Consider the following 23,006-nt stretch of genomic DNA (forward strand, 5'->3'; position numbering starts at 1 on the left):
GCGGGCGGCGGGCGCGGGAGACTGCGGCGGAAGGCTCGGCGAGGGGAGAAGGACGTGGCGAAGTCGCCGTACCGGCGGTCCCGGTCCTCGGCGCGGACCAGGCAGATCGCGCTGGTCATCGTGGTGGTGTTTCTCGCGGTCGCGGTGCTGGGCGCGTTGCTGTCGGGCAGCCAGGGCTGGTAGCGGCCCGGCGGTTACGATCACCCACATGGGCCAACCGATGCCGCCGCAGTTCCCGATTCTGATCACCACGATGAACGATGTGCCCGGTTACCGGATCACGCAGGTGTTCGGCGAGGTGTTCGGGCTGACGGTGCGCAGCCGCAACATGTTCTCCAACATCGGCGCGGGTTTCCGCGCGCTCGGCGGCGGGGAGATCACCGAGTACACCCAGATGCTCAGCGAGTCCCGCTACGAGGCCATGGGCAGGCTGTGCCAGTCGGCGATGGCCTACGGCGCCAACGCGGTGATCGCGATGCGCTTCGACTGCAACGAGATCGCGGGCACCATGAGCGAGGTCGCCGCCTACGGCACCGCCGTGGTGATCGTCCCCGCCGACCAGCAGGGCAATCAACCGCCGCAGGCACCCCCTGCCCAGCAGGGAAACCAGCCCCCACCGCCGCAGGCTCGGCAACAGCCGCCGCAATTCCACCCGCAGCCCGGTGCCCCTTACGGCCAGCAGCCGCCACCACCCCCCGGCGGCTACGGACCTCCGTCCGGCCCGTTCCCCCCGCAATAGCCGGTTCAGCGCACCAACCGGGGAGAACACCCTCGGATTGCGGGTTCAGGACGCTGAATCCAGGTCAGCGGGGGCGGCGCTTGTAGGCGATGCCCGCGGCGACGGCGCCCGCCAGGGCGCCCGCGCCGAGTACCGAGGGGACGCCGATCTTGGCGGCCTTGCGGCCGGTGCGGAAATCACGGATCTCCCAGCCACGGCGGCGGGCCTCCTCGCGCAGGCCCTGGTCGGGGTTGACCGCGACCGCGGTGCCCACCGCGGACAGCATCGGCAGGTCGTTCACCGAGTCCGAGTAGGCCGTGCAGCGGCGCAGGTTCAGGCCCTCGCGGACGGCCAGCGCGCGCACGGCGTGGGCCTTGGCCGCGCCGTGCAGCAGGTCGCCGACCAGTCGCCCGGTGAAGACGCCGTGCTCGCTCTCGGCCACCGTGCCCAGCGCGCCGGTCAGGCCAAGCCGCTGCGCGATGATCTGCGCCAGTTGCACCGGGGTCGCGGTGACCAGCCACACCCGCTGGCCCGCGTCCAGGTGCATCTGCGCCAACGCCCTGGTGCCGGACCAGATGCGGTCGGCCATCAACTCGTCGTAGATCTCCTCGCCAAGCGCCACCAATTCGCCGACGCTGCGACCGGCCACAAAGGACAGCGCCTGCTCACGGCTGGCCTTGACGTCTTCCTTGCTCTCCTTGCCGCCCACCCGGAACTTGATCTGCTGCCAGGCGAACCCGGCGAGGTCGGCGGTGGTGAAGAACTTCCTTGCCGCGAGGCCGCGGGCGAAATGGAAGATCGAGGCGCCCATCATCATCGTGTTGTCCACGTCGAAAAACGCCGCCGCCGTGAGGTCCGGCGGCACATCCGCCTGGCTTTCCTCCTGGGTCGGCACCGCCGTCAGCGCTGCCTGTGCCGAGGCCTGGCCCGCCAGTTCGGCGCTGCTCTGGGCCGCAGCACCGGCCGTCCAAGACTGTCCTGGCGCCGCGTCCGCTTCCACGCGTCAAGCCTAGCGGCCCGCACCGACGGTGTGCCTGGTGTCGTGCTCAAGCCCCGGCCTCCGGCGCGGGTAGCAGGAAATGCACTGCCGCCGCCCCGCGTGGCTCCCTAGGCTGAGCCGCGAAAACGGGGAACCACAGAAGGGGATCCATGGGGAAGCAACGTCTATCACGCCAAGCGGTGCTCGCCCTGGCCGTGGCGGTGGCAGTCGGCGGGCTCACGGTGCCCGCGGCCGCCGAGCCGGACCTGCCTCCGGGCGGGCTGCCAGGGGTGACCGTGCCGACACTGTCCTGGGGTCCGTGTCCGTCGGGCGTGCCGCAGCAGTGCGCCACCGCCGAGGTCCCGCTGGACTACCGCGATCCGGGTGGGAAGAAGATCACGCTGAAGCTCGGCCGCCAACGCGCCGCCGACCCTGCCAAGAAGGTGGGTTCGCTGCTGGTCAACCCCGGCGGGCCGGGCGGCTCCGGGGTCAGGATGGTCAGCCCATTCGCCCAGCGGCTGCCCAAAGCGGTGTTGGAGCGCTACGACATCGTCGGCTTCGACCCGCGCGGCGTCGCGGGCAACGACCGGGTGCTCAAGTGCCTGGACGAGGAGCAGACCAGGGCCGCGTTCGAGAACGTCACCGCCGGTGTCGAGCGGGACTCCTTCCGGCAGGGGCTGCGGCTGGCGGCGGAGTTCAACGCGGCCTGCGAGCGCAACAGCGCCGACCTGCTGCCCTACGTCGGAACCGAGTACGTCGCCCGGGACATCGACCTGCTCCGGGCCGCTGTCGGCGACGAGAAGCTGACCTACTTCGGCGCCTCGTTCGGCACCTTCATCGGCACGGTGTACGCCAACCTGTTCCCGAAGCGGGTCCGCTCGCTGGTACTCGACGGCGGCTATGACCCGGAGACCTACGCGAACCGGCCCTACGAGTACGACTACGGGCAGTACCTCGCCACCGACGAGTCGCTGCGCAGGTTCCTGGCCTGGTGCGCCCGCTCGACCTGCGCCTTCGGCAACGGCAAACCCGCCGACGCGTTCGACGCGCTGCTGACCGGGCTGGACGCCGACCCGATCCGCGACGCGGGCGGCAAGGTCACCGCCAACGGCGCGAGCGTGGCCTACGCGGTGATGTTCGAGCTCAACCGCGGCAAGCGCGGCTATCCCACGCTGGCCGGACAGCTGGCACAGGCCCAGCAGCGCACCGGTCCGCTGGTGGCCTCGATCGGCGCGGAGGCGACGTTCTTCGCGCAGAACACCGCGGTCGAATGCGCCGACCGGCGCTACCCGGCGAGCCGCGCGCTGCTGCGGTACCGGCTGGCCAAGGCCGCGCGGCACGCACCCGACCTGGGACCGACGGCGGCCTACGGCTCACCGGGCTACGACCACTCGCACGCGAACGCCTGTGTGCAGTGGAAGGCCCCGCGGGCCAGCCGCTACGCCGGGCCGTGGCACGCCAAGGGCACCCCGCCGATCCTGGTGGTCGGTACGACGGGCGATCCGGACACGCCCTACCGGGACGCGGTGGCGCTGGACCGCACGCTGGCCAACTCGCGGCTGCTGACGTTCGTGGGTGAAGGCCACACCGGTACCGGCCGCAGCCCCTGCGTCACCGCCGCGGTGGCCGCCTACCTGGTGGACGGCTCACTGCCGCCCGAGGGAACGCGCTGCGAGGACGAGCCGGTGTCCTGACCGGCTTTCCCGGCGGAGACAGCCCGATCAGTTTCCGCCGGGGAACCAGCCGTTGCTATCGCCCGAGCCGCCCTGGTCGGGGAAGATGTCGCTCGGACTGGGGATGGGCCACTTGCCGTTGTCCGAGCCGCTGCCGGGAATCCAGTCCGGCTTGGGAAGCTGGCTGGGGATGAGGTCGCCGATACCGGGGCTCTTGGGGGCCGGTGACGGGGCGGGCGCCGGGGTGCCAGCGATCGACGGCGGGGCGGGCGTCGGCGCGGGCTCGTTGCTGCACGGCTCGGTGGAGGGCTGCGGGCCCAACTCGTCCGAGGTGCCCGCGAAGATCTTCTCGCAGGGCTGGCGGGAGAGCAGCACGCCTGCCCGCTGGTGGATCGCGCCGAGCAGACGCAGATCGGCGAACGCGGCGGCCTGCACCGACTTCGGCATCCGCCGCTGCGAGGCGGCCAGCGAACTGCCCTGCTCGTCCGCCCACTTGCGCAGCCTGTCGACAAGCTGGAAGTCGCCCTCGGCCGCCATCGTGGTGATGAGCTTGGTGCCCTCCTTGGCGTGGTGGCCGAAGTCGCTCAGCGAGGAGAGGTAGAGCGCGTCGAGGTTGTTCTGGTCGGTCCGCAGCGACATCGAGTTGACCTCGCGGATGCGGGTGCCGCCGACCTCGAGATGCCGGAGCGCGTACTCGTGCTTGTCGAAGGTCAGCCCCAGCGAGGCGTCCTCCGCGGTCCGCTTCAGCCCGTAGAGGGTGTCGTCGGGCATGGCGTCCTTGCTGAGCAGCATGCCGACGCCGGAGAGGGAAAGCAGCAGACAGAAGGCCGCGCTCACCGAGAGCAGAAACCGGCCGCCCGGCCCGAACTTGGCCTGCCGCACCGGCTTTCGGCCGCGGGGCCTGCGCAAAGCATGCCGCCCGTCCCCGCGAGGGCTGGGGACGGGACGGCGTGGCCTTGGCAGCGGGGTGGTGACGTGCGGGCCCGCCTGAGCATGCGCCAGCTCGGAGAGGATGCGAGCGCGCATCCGCTCCTTCGCGGACTCGTCCGGACCCAACTCGTCGGCGGTGCGACGCAGCAGGGCGGCCACAGCCAGTTCTTCCTCCTGGCTGGGCTGCTCCTGGGGCCCTTGCTCTTCGTGCACTGTTCCACCCTGTCTCGATGATCCTGCACCGAGAAACGACCGAGAGACGTCCCTAGTTACGGCTATTGCAGGCCTTACCCCTGGAAACGCAATCATTCCGTTACTTGATCCGTGGCGCCAGGCCCGTGACCTGGGAGAACCGCAGGTAACAGTTAACGTGCTATTCCCAGAAGGCATACCCCCCGCCGGTGATACATCGGCGGCCAAATTTTGAGTTCTCAACCATAAAGACTCCCCCTGGCTGAATAACTGTCAACGAAAGTCGTGCGGCATGAGCTTGGCCAGTCTGCGCACCGCACGGTGCTGTAGAGCCTTGATCGCGCCCTCGTTGCGCCCCATGATCTTGGCGGTCTCCGACATCGACAGGCCCTGGATGAACCGCAGCACGATGCACTCCCGCTGATCGTCGTTCAGCATGCCGACGCATCGGAGCACCTCTGCATTGGTGGCTTCGGTGAGGACCTGGAGCTCGGGACCATTCTCGTAGTGCCGGTTGTCGCCGAGATCATCGGTAGGCACTTCCAGCCGGTAGCGGCTGGACTTCATGTGGTCGAAGATCAGGTTGCGGGCGATGGTGACGAACCAGGCGCCGACGTCACGGCCCTGGTAGCTGATGGAACCGATCCGCCGCAGCGCCCGGAGGAACGTCTCGCTGGTGAGGTCCTCGGCCAGAGCGCGATCGGCGACCCGGAACAGGACGTAGCGGAACACGATGTCCACGTAGCGGTCGTACAGCTGGCCGAAGGCGGCGGTGTCGCCGCCCTGGGCCGCGCGTACCAGTTCCCAGGCCTTCTCATGCTGCTCGTCGGGAACGCCCTGCTCCTCGGCAGCCGCGGTGTCCGCCGTGTCCCGCTCGGTCGCGGCGGGCGCCTGCTCGGGGGTGGTGACAGCGTCGGATGCACGTTCGTGCCCCTCATCGAGGGCGGTGCGTACCGTCCTCGGTCGGGCCCAAGAACTCATCGCGCGGCGTCCCTTCGTCGAGCGGGTGCGGCACCGGATCGGGGATCTCCGGCCGGGCGCCGTGCTAACCCGTCAGGCGATACCCCGTCCGGGTTCGCCCGTCGCCGCCAGCGTGCGCCACTCGCTTGCTCGATGCCCCGGATGGACGAGCCATCCAGAGCGGTACCGGGCACTATACGTGTCGTTACTTTCTGGTAGGTAGCCCAAAGTCGGCCCAAATTGACGAACTGTTGACGCGGCGTGCACGCCGTAACTGTGACGTGACACACTGCTTCCTCGGCTCTGGTGCGCGGAGGTTGATCATGGCGGATGCCGCAGACCTGGTTCAAGTCACTGCTTCCCACCTCGCTGATCTGGTGGCGGCCGCGGCGGCCCGCGATCCGGAACATCCGGCGCTGATCGATGCGAGCAGTTCCGTCAGTTTGTCCTGGTCGCAGGTGCATTCCCTGGTCAGGGCCGAATCGGATCGGCTGGCGGCGTCCGGACTGCGACCCGGTGACCGAATCGTCCTGTGCCTGCCCACCGGCGCGGCCTTCGCGGTCGGGCTGTTCGGCGCGCTGCACCGCGGCGCGGTGGTGGTGCCCGCCAATCCCAACTCGCCGGGGCCGGAGCTGGAATGGCTGGTCACCAACAGTGGCGCCACCTTCACGGTCGGGGGACATGACGGGGGCACTGGCCGGCATTTTCTAGATCCACCTCGACTGGAGCTCGCGACCTATTTGGATGACACCCAAACGAGTGACGGTGTTGCAGTTGGTGGCGGAGAAGATATTGCCGTACTGGCCTATACCTCGGGAACCTCCGCCCGCCCGCGTGGCGTGATGCTCTCGCACCGCGCCCTGCTGTCCAACGTCGCTCAGTGCGCGGCGTTGCGCCCCGCTCCGGTAACCGCCGCCGACCGCGTGCTCATCGCGCTGCCGCTGTTCCACGTCTACGGCCTCGGACCAGGCCTGTTGCAGACCACGGGCGCCGCGGCCACCGCGGTGCTGCTGGAGCGCTTCGACCCCGAGGCGGCGTTGGAGGCCATCGAACGGCACCGGGTCACGGTCATCACCGGCGTGCCGCCCATGTTCCAGGCCTGGCTGGACCTGCCGCCGGAGCGGCTGCGCCGGGCCTTCGGCACGGTCCGCCTGGTCACCTCGGGTGCGGCGCCGCTGTCGGAGAAGGTGCTGAGGGACTTCAAGCAGCACACCGGCCTGGACATCCACGAGGGCTACGGCCTCACCGAGACCGGGCCGGTGCTCACCTCCACGCTGGCCTCCGGGCGGGCGCGGCCGGGTTCGGTCGGCGCCCCGCTGCCCGGGGTGGAGTTGCGGCTGGTGGACTCCGACGGCGAGCCGCTGGACAGCGAGGACGACGACCTCGGCGACGAGGTGGGCGGCACCGGGCTGGTCGCCGCGCGCGGCCCCAACCTGTGCAGCGGCTACTGGCCCGACGGAGCGAACGGCCCCGACGCCGAGGGCTGGCTGCGCACCGGCGACGTCGGCTACTTCGACGCCGACGGCGACCTGCATCTGGTGGACCGGGTCGGCGACCTGATCATCGTGCACGGCTTCAACGTCTATCCGCACGAGGTGGAGCACGTGCTCTGCCTGCTGCCCGAGGTGGCCGAGGCCGCCGTGGTCGGCGTGAGCGACGAGCGGGCGGGCGAGGTGGTCAAGGCCGTGCTCGTGCTGCGGGAAGGCGCGCACCGCACGGCCGAGCAGGTCGTCGAGCACTGCGCGCACTGGCTGGCCAAGTTCAAGGTGCCCGCCATCGTCGAGTTCGCCGACGAGCTTCCGCACTCGCCCACCGGCAAGATCGCCCGCCGCCGCCTGCGGAGCAGCACCTAACGGTTTCCCGCGCGGAACGCCTCCGGCGAACGGGTGATTCGGGCGTTCCGTGCGGGGAAGACCGCTGTTCGCGGGTGTGGCCTCCGCTTCAGAGTCGGTCACCCGACAGTCGGCCGTCCTAGTATTCGGGGTGTCGGCAATGACGCCGTCGAGCCGCCCGTGCCGGAGGACTGTCGCGATGAGTGCACCCGTGATCGAGCGAGCGCTGCCCAACGACGAGGCGGTCGCACTGCTGGAACTGGCCAGGGACCTGGCCTCGCGTGAGCTGGCGCCCAAAGCGGCAAAGGCCGAGCAGGGCGAGAAGTTCCCGCGCGAGGTCTTCCGCATTCTCGGCGAGGCCGGGCTGCTGAGCCTGCCGTACCCGGAGCGCTTCGGCGGTGGCGGCCAGCCCTACGAGGTCTACCTCCAGGTGGTGGAGGAACTGTCCAGGGCATGGCTGGCGGTGGGCCTCGGCGTCAGCGTGCACACCCTGTCCTGCCACGCGCTGGCCGGTTTCGGCACGCCCGAGCAGCAGCAGCGGTGGCTGCCGGACATGCTGGGCGGCCAGGAGCTTGGCGCGTACTGCCTGTCCGAGCCGCACTCCGGCTCCGACGCCGCGGCCATGCGCACCCGTGCCGAACGCACCGCGGACGGCTACCGGGTGACCGGCACCAAGGCGTGGATCACCCACGCCGGGCAGGCGAGCTTCTACTCGCTGCTGGCCCGCACCGGGCCGGACGGTCCCAAGGGCATCAGCGCCTTCCTGGTGGACGCCGCGACCGAGGGCATCTCGGTGGCCCCCGCCGAGCGCAAGATGGGCATGCGGGCCTCCACCACAGCCCAGGTCGTCTTCGACGGCGCGCTGCTGCCCGTCGACCGCCTGATCGGCGCCGAGGGGGAGGGCTTCCGGATCGCGATGGATGCCCTCGACGCGGGCAGGCTCGGCATCGCCGCCTGCGCGGTGGGCGTGGCCCAAGCCGCGTTGGACGTGGCGGTGGACTACGCGGGCCAGCGCAAGGCGTTCGGCCAGGTCATCGGCGACTTCCAGGGCGTGTCGTTCCTGCTGGCCGACGCGGCGGCGGGCATCGAGGCCTCCCGGCAGCTGTACCTGGCCGCGGCCCGGCGCAAGGACGCGGGACAGCCGTACTGCACCCAGGCCGCGATGGCGAAGCTGATCGCCACCGACACCTGCATGCGAGTCACCACCGACATGGTCCAGGTGCTGGGCGGCGCGGGCTATGTGGAGGATTACCCCGTCGAGCGCTACATGCGGGAGGCCAAGGTGCTGCAGATCGTGGAGGGAACCAACCAGATCCAGCGCCTGGTGATCGGCCGCGCCCTGCTCAAGCGCTGAGGACCACGAGCGCGAGGAGAACCGCGGTGCCACCCACCGACCACGAGGTGACCCTGATGGTGCGGCAGGGCTGCCCGCCCTGCGATACGGCCAAATCGGACCTGCGGCGCATCTGCGGCGAACTCGGGGTCCCGTGGTCGGCGGTGGACATCGACACCGACCGCGAACTGCGGGCCGAATACGGCGACCGCGTCCCGGTGATCCTCATCGACGGCACCGAACACGGCTACTGGAAAGTCGAAGAGGCCCGATTTCGTGCCGCTCTAGCCTCCTGACGCGCCCCACCAAACAAACCCCCGCCCGCCCGGGGGGCGACCCCTCGGTCAGCCTATGGCCCAAGATCGGCGGGCGAAAGAGGGCGGGGACGATCTGTGGATAGGTCGCGCCCTTGTGGATAACACGCCGAGGAACACTGTTTCCGTTGCCTCGGTTCTGACGGAATCCTTACGGGTCCGTCGCGGCGGTGGCGAACCATTCGGTGCCCGGAGTCGAATAAGGGGTGTGACCGACAATCGCCCTGATCCTCCCGCCGAGCGGCCAAGCGCCTTGATTTCGGCCCTGATCGGGGTGATCGCCGCGGTCGCGGCACCAGCGGTCGGGCATCTCGTGGCCGCCGTGACCGTGCCCGCGGCCTCGCCCTTCCTCGCGGTGGGCGACGGCGCCATCGACCTCACCCCGGAGCCGCTCAAGCAGTTCGCCATCCAACAGTTCGGCGTGCACGACAAGCTGGTGCTGCTCATCGGCATGGCGCTCACCATCGGTGTGTTCGCGGTGCTCGCGGGCCTGCTGTCACACCGCCGACCCGGACCGGGACTGCTGCTCATCGGCCTGTTCGGCACGATCGGCATCACGGCGGTGCTCACCCGGCCGGGACTCGGCCCGCTCGCGCTGCTCGCGCCCGTCGTCGCCCTCGCGGCCGGGCTCGGCGTGTTCGCCTGGCTGCACCGGCTCGCCCACCGCCCGCCCGTGGCGCAGACCGGAGAAGCGGTCGCGGCGCCCGACCGGCGGCGATTCCTGCGTAACTCCGCCGCGATCACCGCGGGCGCCGGGGTGGCGGCCATCGCGGGCCACCTGCTGTCCGCGCGGGAGGGCGCGGAGGCCTCGCGCCGGGCCGTCGGCGAATTGGTTCCCAGGCTGACCCCGCCCACCATTCCGCCGGGCGCGGATTTCACCGGGCAGGGCACGCCGAGTTTCATCACGCCCAATGCCGACTTCTACCGGATCGACGTGAACCTGACGGTGCCGCGACTGCGCGCCGAAGACTGGGAACTGCGTATTCACGGAATGGTCGACCGGGAATTGCGGCTGCGATTCGAGGACCTGCTCGATCGCGAACTCGTCGAGAACACCATCACGATGACCTGCGTTTCCAACGAGGTGGGCGGACCCTATCTGTCCACGGCGAGCTTCGTCGGCGTTCCGCTGCGCGAACTGCTCGCCGAGGCCGGGGTCCGGCCCGGCGCGGAGCAGGTCCACTCCACCAGCGTGGACGGGTTCACCATCGGCACCCCGCTGAACGTGGTGACCGAACCCGACCGGCCCGCGCTGCTCGCGATCGGCATGAACGGCGAACCGCTGCCGGTAGAGCACGGCTTCCCGGCCCGGCTGGTCGTCGCGGGCCTGTACGGGTTCGTCTCCGCCACCAAGTGGGTGGTGGATCTGGAAGTCACCACCTGGGACCGGCGCAGCTACTGGGAGCGGCGGGGCTGGGCGAGGCAGGCGCCGGTCAAGACCCAGTCCAGAGTGGACCGGCCGCGGTCCTTCGAGACGGTGGCCGCGGGGAAGGTCACCGTCGCGGGCACCGCATGGGCCCAGCACACCGGAGTGGACCGAGTCGAGGTGCGCGTCGACGGCGGCGAGTGGCGACCGGCCGACCTCGGCGCCGAGGTCAACCGCGACACCTGGCGGATGTGGCGCATCGAGGTCGATCTGCCGCCGGGCGAGCACAAGCTGGAGTGCCGAGCCACCGACCGCACCGGCTACACCCAGACCGGCGATCACGCGCCGCCGGTGCCCGATGGCGCGACCGGGTGGCATTCGGTCGTGTGCACCGTCCGATAGCGCACATCCTGCGGAGAGGCGGGATATTCGGTATCTCTGGTGGACCAGATTCGGCGCGGTAGTGGACGTCCCATGCGCGACCCGATCAACCGGGTGCGCGGCAGAGGAGTGGTGTCACGTGAGGATGAATAAGCGGGTGGCTGTTCTCGGCGCTGTGCTGGCGGCCGTGCTGGCGGGCTGCACCAACAGCGAGCAGCCCTCGACCCAGACCAATACCACCACCCAGCCCACGACGACGAGCGCGGAGCCCGCCGCGGGTGGGGTCACCAAGCCCGAGGACACCTTCGGCGCGGCCTGCGCGGGCCTGCCCAAAGACGATGCCGCGGGCGGCCTGAACGCGATGGCTCAGCAGCCGGTGGCGACCGCGGCGAGCACCAATCCGCTGCTCACCCAGCTTGCCGCGTTGATCAAGCAGGCCCAGCTTGCCGACACCCTCAACGCCGCGCCGAACCTGACGGTGTTCGCGCCCGCCGACGCCGCCTTCCAGGCATTGCCCCCCGAGACGGTGGCCGCGTTGAAGGCCGATCCCGCGCAGCTTGCGACGGTGCTGAAGTACCACGTGTCCTCCACCCGCCACGATAAGGAGGGCCTGCTCAAGGGTGGTGAGATCGTCACGCTGGCCGACGGCAAGCAGGTCAGGGTCACCCAGGACGGTGACACGATCAAGATCAACGACGCGACCGTGCTGTGCGGCAACATCCCGACCCGCAACGCCACCGTGTTCGTGATCGACAAGGTGCTGCAGCCCGCGGCCTGAGCCGGCGGAACGTTCTCGTTCGGGGGGCGGGCTCACCGGGTCCGTCCACCGATACAGGCGCGTCTCGACACGGTGATCTGCGCCGCAAGCAACACGTCTGGGCTAACGAGCGACTTTGTGCATACGTTCACAAATGGCTACCGTAGAAAGAGTCAAGTCCCCGGCCGGGTTATCTCAGATCTCCGGTTCCGGGTTCGTCAGCCGCAACTTTCGCAAGGAGTCCAGGCGTGGCCGCACAGCGGGAAGAGGGTGGCGAGGTAGTGACCGGCCCCCAGGTCCCGCCCGGTGACCCGGTGATCCCCGTCGAGGGTCTCGATGTCCCGGCGGCACGGGCCAAGGCCATCCCGGAGGCCGCGGTCGCCAGGCTCGCGGTGTACCTGCGGGTGCTCTCCGGCCTCGCCGAGGGCGGCACCACCACGATCTCCTCCGAGGAACTCGCCGTGGCGGCGGGCGTGAACTCCGCGAAATTGCGCAAAGACCTGTCCTATATCGGCTCGTACGGCACCCGCGGTGTCGGCTACGAGGTCGAGGTGCTCGTGGACCAGGTGGGCCGCGTGCTCGGTCTCACCCGCAAGCACCGGGTCGCCGTGGTCGGAATCGGTAATCTCGGTCACGCCCTGGCCAATTACGACGGTTTCCCCAGCCGGGGCTTCCCGGTCGCTGCGCTCTTTGACAAGGACCCCGATCTGGTCGGTATCCAGGTCGGAGGCATTCCCGTCGACCACGTCGACGATATTCCGGAGGTCTGCGCCGCCCGCGAGGTCACCGTTGGCGTCATCGCGACGCCGCCTCAGGCCGCCCAGGGAGTTTGCGACCGTTTGGTCAAAGCAGGCGTTCGATGCATCCTGAACTTCGCGCCCGTCGTGCTCCAGGTCCCGGACGACGTCGAGGTGCGCAAGGTCGACTTGGCGGTGGAGATGCAGATCCTGTCCTTCCACGTGGCGCGGCGGGCCGATGAGCTGGCCGACGCCGCGGCAGGCAACGGTGCCATGCCGGACGGAGTGCTGCCGGAGGTGGTGCGCTGATGAGCCTCCTGGCCGTCGGGCTGTCCCACCGCACCGCGCCCGTCTCGGTGCTGGAACGCGTCGCCGTCACCACACCTGATCACCCCAAGCTGCTCACCGAGCTGCTGGGCTGCACCAACATCACCGAGGTGCTGCTGCTCTCCACCTGCAACCGCATCGAGGTCTACGCGGTGGTGGAGGCCTTTCACGGCGGCCTCGCCGACGTGACCGGCGTGCTGGCCCGGCATGCGGGCCTCGAGGTCAACGAGCTTGCCGAGCACCTCTACGTGCATTACGCGGGCGGCGGCGTCGAGCACCTGTTCTCCGTCGCGGCGGGCCTGGACTCCATGGTGGTCGGCGAGGCGCAGATCCTCGGCCAGCTTCGGGCCGCCTACGCCACCGCCGAAGAGGCGGGCACGGTCGGCCGCACGCTGCACGAGCTCACCCAGCACGCGCTGCGCACCGGCAAGCGGGTGCACGCCGAGACCGAGATCGACCGGGCGGGCGCGTCCGTGGTCTCCGAGGGCCTCGCGGACGCCGAGCGGGTGCTCGGCGAGCTGACCGGCCGCCGCGCGCTGCTGGTCGGCACCGGCTCCATGGGCGGGCTGACCGCCGCCGCGCTGCGCAGGGCGGGCATCGGCGAACTGCTGATCGCCAACCGCACCAGGGACAACGCCGAGCACCTCGCCGAACTGACCCGCGCCGAGGGCACCCCGGCCCGCGCCGTCGACCTCGACGCGCTGGACGAGCACCTCGCCGCCGCCGACCTGCTGATCGCCTGTACCGGCGCGCAGCAGCCGACCGTGTCGGCGGCCACCGTCGCCGCCGCCCTCGGCCGCCGCGCCACCCCCAAGCCACTGGTCGTCTGCGACCTCGGCCTGCCCCGCGATGTCGCACCCGAGGTCGCCGAGCTTGCCGGGATCACACTGGTCGATCTGGCCACGCTGCAGGAGAGGCTGCGCGGTGCGCCCTCCGGCGTGGACACCCACACGGCCGCCAAGCTGGTGGCCGACGAGGTGCGCAACTACCTGGCCTCGCAGCGCTCCGCCGCGGTGACGCCGACCGTGACCGCCCTGCGCCGCAGGGCCGCGGAGGTCGTCGACGCGGAGCTGATGCGCCTGGACTCGCGGCTGCCCGGCCTCGAGGACGAGGTGCGCGAGGAACTGTCCCGCACGGTGCGCCGAGTGGTGGACAAGCTGCTGCACGCACCCACCGTGCGGGTCAAGCAGCTTGCCTCCGCGCCAGGCGGCACCAGCTACGCCGACGCGCTGCGGGAACTGTTCGAACTCGACCCGAGCCTGCCCGCCGTGGTCGGCGAGGCGGCCTCTTTCGACTCCAAGGATCTGCTTGCCGCGGGCGATCACCCACTTCAGGACGGTGCACCCGAGTGAAGCGCACGTTGAGGATCGGCACCCGAGGCAGCACGCTCGCCATGGCGCAATCGGCGACAGTGGCCGCCGCGCTGGAGCGGGCGGGCGTGAACGCCGAGCTGGTCACGATCTCCACCCCCGGCGACCGCTCGTCGGCACCCATCGCCGAAATCGGCATCGGAGTGTTCACCTCCGCCGTCCGCGAGGCGCTGGTCGCCCGCGAGGTCGACCTGGTGGTGCACTCCTATAAGGACCTGCCGACCGCGCCCGAGCCGGGCATCTCGCTGGCCGCCGTGCCGCGGCGCGAGGACCCGCGCGATGTGCTGGTGGCACGGGACGGCATGGTGCTCGGGGAACTGCCCGCGGGCGCCAGGGTCGGCACCGGCTCGCCGCGCCGCGCCAGCCAGCTGCACGCGCTGGGGCTCGGCCTTGAGGTCGTGCCGATCCGCGGCAATGTCGAAACCCGCATCCGCAAGGTCACCGACGGCGAGCTCGACGGCGTCGTGCTGGCCAGGGCCGGACTGGCCAGGATCGGGCTGTTGGATGTCGTCACCGAGACACTCGACCCACTGCAGATGCTGCCCGCACCCGCGCAGGGCGCGCTGGCCGTCGAGTGCCGGGTCGACGACATGGACACCGAACACCTCCTTCGATCCACATTGGACGATGAAGACACCCGTGCGGCGGTCACCGCCGAGCGCGCCTTCCTCGCCGCTCTCGAGGCGGGTTGCAGCGCGCCGGTGGGAGCGCTCGCCGATGTGGTCGAGGACTTGACCGAAGACGGTCGTGTGGTCATGCGGCTGTCGCTGCGTGGAGTGGCCGCGGCAGGTCTCGATGCGGCAGCCGGGAACCCCGGCGCCGTCGAGTTGCTGCGCGCCTCCGCACTCGGAGAGATGACCGCCGCCGAGCAGCTGGGCCGAGGGCTGGCTGCGGAACTGCTCGAACTCGGGGCCGCGCTGCTCAGCGGTCCCGGTCAGTAGCTGGATCGGGAGAGCCTGATGACCCGTGCACGCAAGACCCCAGGACGTATTGCCTTCGTTGGCTCTGGTCCCGGAGACGCCGGATTGTTGACCGTCAGGGCGAATCAGCTCCTGTCGGCCGCCGAGCTTGTCGTCACCGATCCGGATGTGCCTTCCGAGGTGGTCGCGATGGCCCCCGATGGCGCCGAGGTTCGCCCCGCCGTCGGCGACCCGGCCGATGTCGCCAAGGACCTCGCCGCCGAGGCCAAGTCGGGCCGCAACGTGGTCCGACTGGTCGCGGGCGACCCGCTGACCGCCGACGCGGTGGTCGCCGAGGCGCAAGCCGTCGCCAAGACCGGTGCCGCCTTCGACGTGGTGCCGGGCGTGCCCGCCGCCACCGCGGTGACCGCCTACGCGGGTGTCGCGTTGGGCGGGGTGCACACCGAGGTCGACGTCCGCGGCGACGTGAACTGGGCCGCGCTCGCGGGCGCTCCCGGCACGCTGGTCCTGCACGCCGCGGGCAGCCACCTCGCCGAGGCGGCCTCCTCGCTGGTCGAGCACGGCCTCGCCCCGCAGACCCCGGTCGCGGTGACCACCGACGGCACCAACGCCTCGCAGCGCACCGTGGACACCACGCTGGCCTCACTGGCCGCCGACGCGGCGGAACTGCCCGGCCAGCTTGTGGTCACCGTCGGCTCCGCCGCGGGCGCCCGGTCGAAGCTGTCCTGGTGGGAGTCCCGCGCCCTGTACGGCTGGAAGGTGCTGGTGCCCCGCACCAAGGAGCAGGCAGGCGCGATGAGCGAGCGTCTGCGCAGCCACGGCGCGATCCCGGTCGAGGTGCCCACCATCTCCGTGGAGCCGCCCCGCAGCCCCGCGCAGATGGAACGCTCGGTCAAGGGCTTGGTGGACGGCCGCTACCAGTGGGTGGTGTTCACCTCCACCAACGCGGTCCGCGCGGTGTGGGAGAAGTTCCACGAGTTCGGCCTGGACGCCCGTGCGTTCTCCGGGGTGAAGATCGCCTGCATCGGCGAGGCCACCGCGGCGAAGGTCCGCTCCTTCGGCATCCTGCCCGAGCTGATCCCCTCCGGCGACCAGTCCAGCGAGGGTCTGCTGGCCGAGTTCCCGCCGCACGACGACATCCTGGACCCGGTGGACCGGGTGCTGCTGCCGCGGGCCGACATCGCCACCGAGACGCTGGCCGCGGGCCTGCGCGAGCGCGGCTGGGAGATCGACGACGTGACGGCCTACCGGACCGTGCGCGCCGCCCCGCCGCCCGCCGACACCCGCGAGATGATCAAGACCGGCGGCTTCGACGCGGTGTGCTTCACCTCGTCCTCCACCGTGCGCAACCTGGTCGGCATCGCGGGCAAGCCGCACGCCCGCACCCTGGTCGCCTGCATCGGCCCGCAGACCGCGGAGACCGCGCGGGAGTTCGGCCTGCGGGTGGACGTGCAGCCCGAGATCGCGCAGGTGGACACGCTGGTCGACGCGCTGGCCGAGCACGCGGCCCGGCTCCGCGCCGAGGGCGCGCTGCCGCCGCCCCGCAAGACCAAGCGGGCCCGCCGCTGATGTTCCCCTCCCACCGGCCGCGGCGGCTGCGCCGCACCCCGGCACTGCGGCGCCTCGTCGGAGAGACCTCCGTCGAGGCCCGGCAGCTAGTGCTGCCGATGTTCGTGCGGGAGGGCGCCACCGAGCCGGTGGCGATCAGCACCATGCCCGGTGTGGTGCAGCACAGCCTGGACAGCCTGCGCAAGGCCGCCGTCGAGGCGGTGGAGGCGGGCGTCGGCGGGCTGATGCTGTTCGGCGTGCCCGAAACCCATGACGCGACCGGGTCGGCGGGAGTCGACCCGGCGGGCATCCTCAACGTGGCGCTGCGCGAGGTGCGGGCCGAACTCGGCGATGCCACCGTGCTGATGGCCGACACCTGCCTGGATGAGTTCACCGACCACGGCCACTGCGGCGTGCTCGGCCCGGACGGCACCGTGGACAACGACGCCACGCTCCAGATCTACGGGGAGATGGCGGTCGCCCAGGTCGAGGCGGGCGCGCATCTGGTGGGGCCCAGCGGAATGATGGACGGCCAGGTCGGCTTCATCCGCGAGGCGCTGGACGCCGCCGGGCACACCGACGCGGGCATTCTGGCGTATACGGCCAAGTACGCCTCGGCGTTGTACGGGCCGTTCCGCGAGGCGGTGAACTCGCAGCTCACCGGGGATCGCAAGTCCTACCAGCAGGATCCGGCCAACGCACGGGATGCGCTGCGGGAGATCCGGCTGGACCTGGCCGAGGGCGCCGACATCATCATGGTCAAGCCCGCCATGTCCTACCTGGACATCGTGGCGGCCGCGGCCGAGATCAGCGACGTTCCCGTTGCCGCGTACCAGATTTCGGGCGAGTACGCGATGGTCGAGGCTGCCGTGGCCAACGGCTGGCTGGACCGGCGCCGCACCGTGCTGGAGACCCTCACCTCGATCCGCAGGGCGGGCGCGGACATCGTCCTCACCTACTGGGCCACCGAAGCCGCTCGCTGGCTGGCCGAGGACCGCCGCTGACCGCCTGTCAGTATTGAGCCATGGCAGACAGTGCCGTGCCCAAGACCATCCGCCGCGCCCAGGCCCTGTGGGTGATCAGCGCCGTGCTCGGCCTGATCCGGGCGGGTATCCGGTTGGCGGACCGGGAGATGCTGGTCGATGAGGTGCGCCGCGCCTCGCCCGAGTTTTCCCAGAACCAGGTGGACACCGCGGTGAACTCCTCGGTGCTGTTCGGGCTGCTGTTCGCGCTCGCCGTCCTCGGCGTCTACGTCTCGCTGGCCCGGCGGATGGCCCTGGGCCGCAATTGGGCCCGCATCGTGCTGACCGTCATCGCCGCGGCCACCGTGTTGTTCGGCAGCATCGGGCTGGTCGGCATCGCGTTGGGGTACGCGAGCAAGCTCGGCGTCAGCTTCAGCGCGGCCGAGATCGTGCTGGTCGCCATCGGCATCGCGGTGGAGGTGGCGGCGCTGGTGATGATGTACCGGCAGCAAGCCAACGCCTACTTCCGGTCCACGGCACGGCCCCGCGTCACGGGTTTCGACAACGGATTCCTGCCGACACGCTGAGTCGGGCGTGCCCGCGCGAGCGGGATGGACCAGACTTGCGGCCATGACGGACCCGCAGGTTCCCGCCGCTCCCCGGTCCATCCGCAATGCCATCGGGATCTGGCTGGCGCTGGCCGCCTTCGGGCTGTTCAACCTGATCTGGCTGCTGGTCAACCTGGGCAAGGTTCGGCAGGAGCTGCTCGCTGCCAAGGTGCCCGCCGACAAGCTCGACGGGGTGATCACCGAGCTTGTGCTCAACAACGCGGTGCTCAGCCTGCTCTTCGGCGGGCTGATCGTGCTCTTCGCGCTCAAACTGAAAGCCGCCCGGCCATGGGCCGCGCTCGCGCTGACCATCGTCGGACTGCTGTACCTGCTGGTGCTGCTGTTGTTCGGCGGCCCGTCCGCACTGAGCATCGTGGTGCTCATCATCGTGCTGGCCGCCCTGGCCTACACCTGGCTGCCCGCGTCCCGCGAGTGGCTGGCGGAGGTGCGCGCGGCCCGCGAAACGGCCGCCTGATCGGGAGGGAAGCGATGGCTGATCGACCGGCTGATCAACCGGGTGGGCTCGGCGGCCTGCCCCGCTTCGGCGAAGGCCAGGACCCGCCGCCGCGGCCGCCGATGCAGCAGGGCTGGACACCGCCCGAACAGGTGCCCACCGAGATCCCGCGGCCGGGCACCGTCACCGCGTCGCTGTGGTGCTGGCTGATCGGCGCCGCGCTGTCGGTGCTCGGATCGGTGTTGCCCGCCTTCACCGACCGCGGCTCGCTGGTGGACACCGCCCGGCAGGCCCCCGGCGGCGGTCCGCCGCTGACCCAGGAGCAGGCCGAGGCCTTCGCGATGGTCGCCGTGGTGATCTCCGCCGCGGTGGCCGTAGTGCTGGCGGCGGTGTTCGTGGTGTTCGCCATCATCGCCTGGCGTGGCCGAAACTGGGCTCGCATCGTGCTCACCGTGCTCGGCGTCATCGGGCTGCTGACCACCGTGGGCTCGGTCGGCGCCCACCTCGCGAACCCGGGGCTGCTGGAGCAGTTCGGCGTGCCGATGAACCCCGACCTGCTGTGGGTCAGCGCCGCCCAGGCGCTGGTGACCGTGGCCGCGATCGTGCTGCTGTACGTGCCGCCGTCGGCGGCCTTCTTCCGGGCGCACCAGCGGCGATGATCGAACAGGACGGCCCGGTGCTCTACCACGAACCGGGCGCAAGCTGGCTGATGCTGCTGTGGGCGCCCGCCTTCTGCGCCGTCGGCATCGGCGTGGAGGCGCTGACCGGCCCGGTGCACCTGCTGGGCTGGCTGCTGGGCCTCGGAGTGCTCGCCGTCATCTCGGTGGCCGCCGTCCACGCGCGCCGCCGGATCTGCTCGGTGGAGCTGACGCCGACGGTGCTGCGCCAAGGCCAGGAGTTGTTGCCGGTCGCGGAGATCGAGGCGGTGGACGAGGTGGGCGCCGACATCGGCGCCCGAGTGCTCGGCGGCGGCTGGACGGTGCCCAAGAACACCATCGCGGTCCCGCTGCGGCTGCGTTCCGGCAGCATCGCGCTGGCGTGGGCGCGGGACGGCGAGGCGTTGGCGGCGGCGCTGCGTCCCCTGGTCGTGGCGCCATGAGACCCTCTGTACCCGTGACAGCAGCGACACCCGAGGTCCCCAAGGACGCAGACCAACCGCCGCGCGTCCAGCGCGGTGTGAAACCCGTGGGGCCGCCCCCGCGGCTGCACCAGCCGTGGCGTTGGTACGTCGCGGGCGCCGAGGTGGTCGCGGTGGCCGCCCTGCTGCTAGGTGCCTGGCTCGCCTGGCGCGCAGGCGTGGTGACCACCGACTTCGCCACCTCCACCGGACAGCAGACGGTCGAGCGGTACCTCGGCCAGTGGATCGCGCTGGCCGTTGCGCTCGGCACACTGGCGGTGCTGCTGCTGATGGACTCCGTACGCCAACTGCTGCTCGCCTGGCGGGCCAACCGCAGATAGCCGGACGTGACGACGGCCACGCCCGCGCGTTTGTCAGACTGGGATCGTGACCGGTGACGGAATCCAGCTTGACCCCGCGGGCACACCCGGGGCGACCACGGCGGCCGACAGCACGAACTCGCAGGCACTGTTCGCCCGCGCGAGCGAGGTCATTCCCGGCGGGGTCAACTCGCCGGTGCGGGCCTTCCACTCGGTCGGCGGCGCCCCCCGCTTCATGGTTCGCGGGCAGGGCCCCCACCTGTGGGACGCCGACGGCAACCGCTACGTGGACCTGGTCTGCTCCTGGGGCCCGATGATCCTGGGCCACGCCCATCCCGCCGTGGTGGACGCGGTTCGCACGGCGGCGGGCGCGGGCCTGTCCTTCGGCACCCCGACCGAGGGCGAGATCGACCTCGCCGAGGAGATCATCCGCCGGGTGGCGCCGGTGCAGCAGGTGCGGCTGGTCAACTCCGGCACCGAGGCCACCATGAGTGCCATCCGCCTCGCCCGCGGCTTCACCGGCCGCCGCAAGGTGATCAAGTTCGCGGGCTGCTACCACGGCCACGTCGACGCGCTGCTCGCCGAGGCGGGCTCCGGCGTCGCGACCCTGGGCCTGCCCACCACGCCCGGCGTCACCGGTGCCACCGCCGCGGACACCCTGGTGCTGCCCTACAACGACCTGGACGCCGTGCGGGCCGCCTTCGCCGAGCACGGCCCCGACATCGCCTGCGTGATCACCGAGGCCGCCGCGGGCAACATGGGCGCGGTGGCTCCGCTGCCCGGCTTCAACGCGGGGCTGGCCGAGATGTGCCGCGGCGCGGGCGCGCTGCTGATCATGGACGAGGTGATGACCGGCTTCCGCGTCTCCGCCGCGGGCTGGTACGGCACCGAGGGCGTGGCCGGTGACCTCTACACCTTCGGCAAGGTGATGTCCGGCGGCCTGCCCGCCGCGGCCTTCGGCGGCCGGGCCGACGTGATGGCCCGCCTGGCGCCTGCGGGTCCGGTCTACCAGGCGGGCACCCTGTCCGGGAACCCGGTGGCGGTGGCCGCGGGCCTGGCCACCCTGCGCAACGCCGACGACGCCGTGTACCGGGCACTGGACCGCAACGCCCGCAGGCTGGGCGAGCTGCTCGCCGACGCGCTCACCGCCGAGGGCGTCGCGCACCGGGTGGCGTACGCGGGCAACCTGGTCAGCGTGTTCTTCACCGACACCCCGGTGAACGACTACGCCGCCGCCAAGGCGGCGCAGACCTGGCGCTTCCCACCGTTCTTCCACGCCCTGCTGGAGCGCGGGGTGTACCCGCCGCCGAGCGCCTTCGAGGCCTGGTTCGTCTCCGCGGCGATGGACGACGACGCCTTCGAGTTGATCGCCGCCGCCCTGCCCCACGCCGCGGCAGCCGCCGCGGCGGCCCAGCCTCAGGAGGCCTGAGTGACCGTCAAGACCACCGTGCACCTGCTCCGCCACGGCGAGGTGCACAACCCGGACGGCGTCCTGTACGGGCGGCTGCCGGGCTACCGGCTGTCCGAACTGGGCAGACAGCAGGCGAAGCTGGTCGCCGAGCACCTGGCGCAGAGCCCGATCACGCATGTGGTCGCCTCCCCGCTGGAACGGGCCCAGGAGACCGCCGGTCCCATCGCCGACGCGCACCGCCTCGACGTCGCCTCCGACGACGGCCTGATCGAGGCGGACAACCGGTTCGAGGGTCTGAAGGTCGCCGTCGGCGACGGCGCGCTGCGCTCACCCCGGCACTGGTCCAAGCTGGTCAACCCGTTCAAGCCGTCCTGGGGCGAGCCCTACCTGGTCATCGCCGAGCGCATGCTCGCAGCCGTGCACCGGGCCCGGATCGCCGCGGGCGACGGCGAGGCCGTGTGCGTATCCCACCAGCTGCCCATCTGGACCCTGCGCCGCTACCTGGAGGGCCGCCGCCTCTGGCACGACCCCCGCGCCCGCCAGTGCTCGCTGGCGTCGCTGACCAGCCTGTTCTTCGCCGACGAGAAGCTGGTGGAGATCGGCTACGGCGAACCCGCGGGCGCGACCGACCCGAGGCAGACCGGCGCATGATCGGCCGACTCACGGCGGTGCTGCTGGGCGGTCTGCTGCTGGCAAGCTGCGCCACCGGCACCGATGCCGTCGTCCACGGCGGTGGCCAGTTCCAGTTCGTGGCCCCCGGCGGCCAGAAGACGATCTTCTACGCACCCGCCGACCGCGGAAAGGTCGGCGAGTTGGCGGGCGAGAGCCTCACCGAACCGGACAAGCAGATCACGCTGTCCGACTACGAGGGCAAGGTCGTCGTGCTGAACCTATGGGGCGCCTGGTGCCCGCCCTGCCGCGCCGAGGCCGACGACCTGGAGCGGGTCTACCAGCGCCACAAGGCCGCAGGCGTGCAGGTACTCGGCATCGACCTGCGCGACCCGATCCGCACCGAGCCGCTGGACTTCGTCCGCGACCGCGGCCTGACCTACCCGTCCATCTACGACCAGCCGGGCCGTTCCCTGCTCGCACTGAAGGGCTACCCGCGCAACGTGGTGCCGTCCACGGTGATCCTGGACCGCCAACACCGCGTCGCCGCGATCTTCCTGCGCGAACTCAGCGAGAACGATCTCGACCCGGTCGTCAAGCAGATCGCCGAGGAAAGCTGAGCCCGCCCACAAGCTAGGCGGCGTCGAACTCGTTGCCCTCCGGGTCCCGCATGATCCACCACCGCCCGGCAGGCCCTTGGTCCACCTCACGGACACGGGTGGCGCCCAGCCCCTCCAGCCGTTCCACCAGCGCGTCAAGCCCGCCCGGCTCGCTGTGGATATCGATGTGCAGCCGGTTTTTGCCGGTCTTGCCCTCCGGAACGTCCTGGAAGAGCAGCCGCCTTCCCGCACCCACGCCGGTGGCCTCGTCGTAGGGATCGTCGGGGTGACGGATCGCCGCGTACCCACGGAAGATCCGCTTACCCCGGTGCTCGGCGACCGCCTCCTCGCTGACGTGACCCACCGCCAGCAGATTGTCGATAAGCGTGCTCTGGTCCTCCACCTCGTACTCCAGCGCGGCCGCCCAGAAATCCGCGAGCGCCGGCGCGTCCCTGCTGTCGATGACCAGCTTCCAGTGCAGTGCCATGCCGGTGGTTATACCGCCAGGCACCGACACTCCGAGGGTCAGCGCAACGGGCGGACGGGTGGGGACTTCTTGCCCGGAAGGGTGGAAACGACCCGCGGGCAG

General features: G+C 70.9%; 25 protein-coding genes. 21 read left to right on the forward strand and 4 right to left on the reverse strand.

The features are described from left to right. The first annotated feature begins 54 nt into the window (after positions 1 to 54). Together ACU6XJ_RS12385 and ACU6XJ_RS12390 are read left to right on the forward strand one after the other, a co-directional pair. On the forward strand, positions 55 to 183 hold the full coding sequence (locus ACU6XJ_RS12385) for a hypothetical protein (protein WP_476310000.1): 129 nt from the start codon (positions 55 to 57) through the stop codon (positions 181 to 183). A gap of 25 nt (positions 184 to 208) precedes the next feature. After that, on the forward strand, positions 209 to 739 hold the full coding sequence (locus ACU6XJ_RS12390; RefSeq protein ID WP_476310003.1) for a YbjQ family protein: 531 nt from the start codon (positions 209 to 211) through the stop codon (positions 737 to 739). Positions 740 to 803: 64 nt separating this feature from the next. Here the strand turns inward: ACU6XJ_RS12390 and ACU6XJ_RS12395 are convergent, their stop codons facing one another. Next, complete coding sequence (locus ACU6XJ_RS12395) at positions 804 to 1,718, reverse strand: HAD family hydrolase (protein WP_476310006.1); 915 nt, start codon at positions 1,716 to 1,718, stop codon at positions 804 to 806. A 149-nt stretch (positions 1,719 to 1,867) separates the two neighbouring features. On the opposite strand from ACU6XJ_RS12395, the gene ACU6XJ_RS12400 reads away from it, so the two are divergent. Next, positions 1,868 to 3,391, forward strand: a complete 1,524-nt coding sequence (locus tag ACU6XJ_RS12400) for an alpha/beta hydrolase (protein WP_476310009.1) — start codon at positions 1,868 to 1,870, stop codon at positions 3,389 to 3,391. Positions 3,392 to 3,418: 27 nt separating this feature from the next. Here ACU6XJ_RS12400 and ACU6XJ_RS12405 read toward each other — a convergent pair whose 3' ends face one another. Both ACU6XJ_RS12405 and ACU6XJ_RS12410 read right to left on the reverse strand, forming a co-directional pair. Beyond that, positions 3,419 to 4,513, reverse strand: coding sequence for a DUF5667 domain-containing protein (locus tag ACU6XJ_RS12405; protein WP_476310012.1), 1,095 nt, complete (start codon positions 4,511 to 4,513; stop codon positions 3,419 to 3,421). 252 nt (positions 4,514 to 4,765) lie between these two features. Then, positions 4,766 to 5,473, reverse strand: coding sequence for a sigma-70 family RNA polymerase sigma factor (locus ACU6XJ_RS12410; RefSeq protein ID WP_476310014.1), 708 nt, complete (start codon positions 5,471 to 5,473; stop codon positions 4,766 to 4,768). A 302-nt stretch (positions 5,474 to 5,775) separates the two neighbouring features. Between ACU6XJ_RS12410 and ACU6XJ_RS12415 the strand changes: the two genes are divergently transcribed. From ACU6XJ_RS12415 to ACU6XJ_RS12500, 18 genes are all read left to right on the forward strand, one after another. Beyond that, a complete protein-coding gene (locus tag ACU6XJ_RS12415) occupies positions 5,776 to 7,305 on the forward strand; it encodes an AMP-binding protein (RefSeq protein ID WP_476310016.1) in 1,530 nt (509 codons plus the stop codon). 178 nt (positions 7,306 to 7,483) lie between these two features. Further along, complete coding sequence (locus ACU6XJ_RS12420; protein ID WP_476310018.1) at positions 7,484 to 8,638, forward strand: acyl-CoA dehydrogenase family protein; 1,155 nt, start codon at positions 7,484 to 7,486, stop codon at positions 8,636 to 8,638. 56 nt (positions 8,639 to 8,694) lie between these two features. Then, complete coding sequence (locus ACU6XJ_RS12425) at positions 8,695 to 8,913, forward strand: glutaredoxin family protein (RefSeq protein ID WP_476313966.1); 219 nt, start codon at positions 8,695 to 8,697, stop codon at positions 8,911 to 8,913. A 226-nt stretch (positions 8,914 to 9,139) separates the two neighbouring features. Next, positions 9,140 to 10,699: a molybdopterin-dependent oxidoreductase gene (locus ACU6XJ_RS12430; RefSeq protein WP_476310020.1), complete on the forward strand. Its 1,560-nt coding sequence runs from the start codon at positions 9,140 to 9,142 to the stop codon at positions 10,697 to 10,699. Between the two features lie 124 nt (positions 10,700 to 10,823). Next, the gene (locus tag ACU6XJ_RS12435; protein ID WP_476313968.1) at positions 10,824 to 11,456 is read left to right on the forward strand and encodes a fasciclin domain-containing protein; all 633 of its coding nucleotides are present in this window, start codon (positions 10,824 to 10,826) and stop codon (positions 11,454 to 11,456) included. 293 nt (positions 11,457 to 11,749) lie between these two features. Continuing rightward, positions 11,750 to 12,481, forward strand: a complete 732-nt coding sequence (locus tag ACU6XJ_RS12440; protein ID WP_476313970.1) for a redox-sensing transcriptional repressor Rex — start codon at positions 11,750 to 11,752, stop codon at positions 12,479 to 12,481. Beyond that, positions 12,481 to 13,851: a glutamyl-tRNA reductase gene (locus tag ACU6XJ_RS12445; protein ID WP_476310022.1), complete on the forward strand. Its 1,371-nt coding sequence runs from the start codon at positions 12,481 to 12,483 to the stop codon at positions 13,849 to 13,851. Before ACU6XJ_RS12440 ends, ACU6XJ_RS12445 begins: the two co-directional genes overlap by 1 nt. Then, complete coding sequence (gene hemC, locus ACU6XJ_RS12450) at positions 13,848 to 14,810, forward strand: hydroxymethylbilane synthase (protein ID WP_476310025.1); 963 nt, start codon at positions 13,848 to 13,850, stop codon at positions 14,808 to 14,810. Before ACU6XJ_RS12445 ends, hemC begins: the two co-directional genes overlap by 4 nt. Positions 14,811 to 14,828: 18 nt before the next feature. Then, entirely contained in the window at positions 14,829 to 16,358 is a 1,530-nt protein-coding gene (locus ACU6XJ_RS12455; protein ID WP_476310027.1) for a bifunctional uroporphyrinogen-III C-methyltransferase/uroporphyrinogen-III synthase, read from the forward strand. Beyond that, positions 16,358 to 17,341 carry a porphobilinogen synthase gene (hemB, locus tag ACU6XJ_RS12460; protein ID WP_476310030.1) on the forward strand — a complete coding sequence of 328 codons (984 nt, stop codon included), beginning with the start codon at positions 16,358 to 16,360 and terminating at the stop codon, positions 17,339 to 17,341. Before ACU6XJ_RS12455 ends, hemB begins: the two co-directional genes overlap by 1 nt. A 20-nt stretch (positions 17,342 to 17,361) precedes the next feature. Further along, positions 17,362 to 17,886 carry a hypothetical protein gene (locus ACU6XJ_RS12465; protein WP_476310032.1) on the forward strand — a complete coding sequence of 175 codons (525 nt, stop codon included), beginning with the start codon at positions 17,362 to 17,364 and terminating at the stop codon, positions 17,884 to 17,886. A 43-nt stretch (positions 17,887 to 17,929) separates the two neighbouring features. Further along, complete coding sequence (locus ACU6XJ_RS12470; protein WP_476310035.1) at positions 17,930 to 18,382, forward strand: hypothetical protein; 453 nt, start codon at positions 17,930 to 17,932, stop codon at positions 18,380 to 18,382. A 14-nt stretch (positions 18,383 to 18,396) separates the two neighbouring features. Next, positions 18,397 to 19,020, forward strand: coding sequence for a hypothetical protein (locus tag ACU6XJ_RS12475; RefSeq protein WP_476310038.1), 624 nt, complete (start codon positions 18,397 to 18,399; stop codon positions 19,018 to 19,020). Continuing rightward, positions 19,017 to 19,460, forward strand: coding sequence for a hypothetical protein (locus tag ACU6XJ_RS12480; protein WP_476310040.1), 444 nt, complete (start codon positions 19,017 to 19,019; stop codon positions 19,458 to 19,460). The genes ACU6XJ_RS12475 and ACU6XJ_RS12480 overlap by 4 nt, the downstream gene beginning before the upstream one ends. Before the next feature lie 14 nt (positions 19,461 to 19,474). Then, entirely contained in the window at positions 19,475 to 19,819 is a 345-nt protein-coding gene (locus ACU6XJ_RS12485) for a hypothetical protein (RefSeq protein ID WP_476314114.1), read from the forward strand. A 61-nt stretch (positions 19,820 to 19,880) separates the two neighbouring features. Continuing rightward, positions 19,881 to 21,227 (forward strand): glutamate-1-semialdehyde 2,1-aminomutase, encoded by a 1,347-nt coding sequence (hemL, locus tag ACU6XJ_RS12490; RefSeq protein WP_476313972.1) that lies wholly within the window; start codon positions 19,881 to 19,883, stop codon positions 21,225 to 21,227. Further along, positions 21,228 to 21,860 (forward strand): histidine phosphatase family protein, encoded by a 633-nt coding sequence (locus ACU6XJ_RS12495; protein WP_476310043.1) that lies wholly within the window; start codon positions 21,228 to 21,230, stop codon positions 21,858 to 21,860. After that, positions 21,857 to 22,438 carry a TlpA disulfide reductase family protein gene (locus tag ACU6XJ_RS12500; RefSeq protein ID WP_476310046.1) on the forward strand — a complete coding sequence of 194 codons (582 nt, stop codon included), beginning with the start codon at positions 21,857 to 21,859 and terminating at the stop codon, positions 22,436 to 22,438. The genes ACU6XJ_RS12495 and ACU6XJ_RS12500 overlap by 4 nt, the downstream gene beginning before the upstream one ends. A gap of 13 nt (positions 22,439 to 22,451) precedes the next feature. On the opposite strand, the gene ACU6XJ_RS12505 is transcribed toward ACU6XJ_RS12500, so the two are convergent. Continuing rightward, positions 22,452 to 22,904, reverse strand: coding sequence for a VOC family protein (locus tag ACU6XJ_RS12505; RefSeq protein WP_476310049.1), 453 nt, complete (start codon positions 22,902 to 22,904; stop codon positions 22,452 to 22,454). Positions 22,905 to 23,006: the final 102 nt, after the last annotated feature.

The sequence above is a fragment of the Actinorectispora metalli genome (assembly GCF_056323685.1).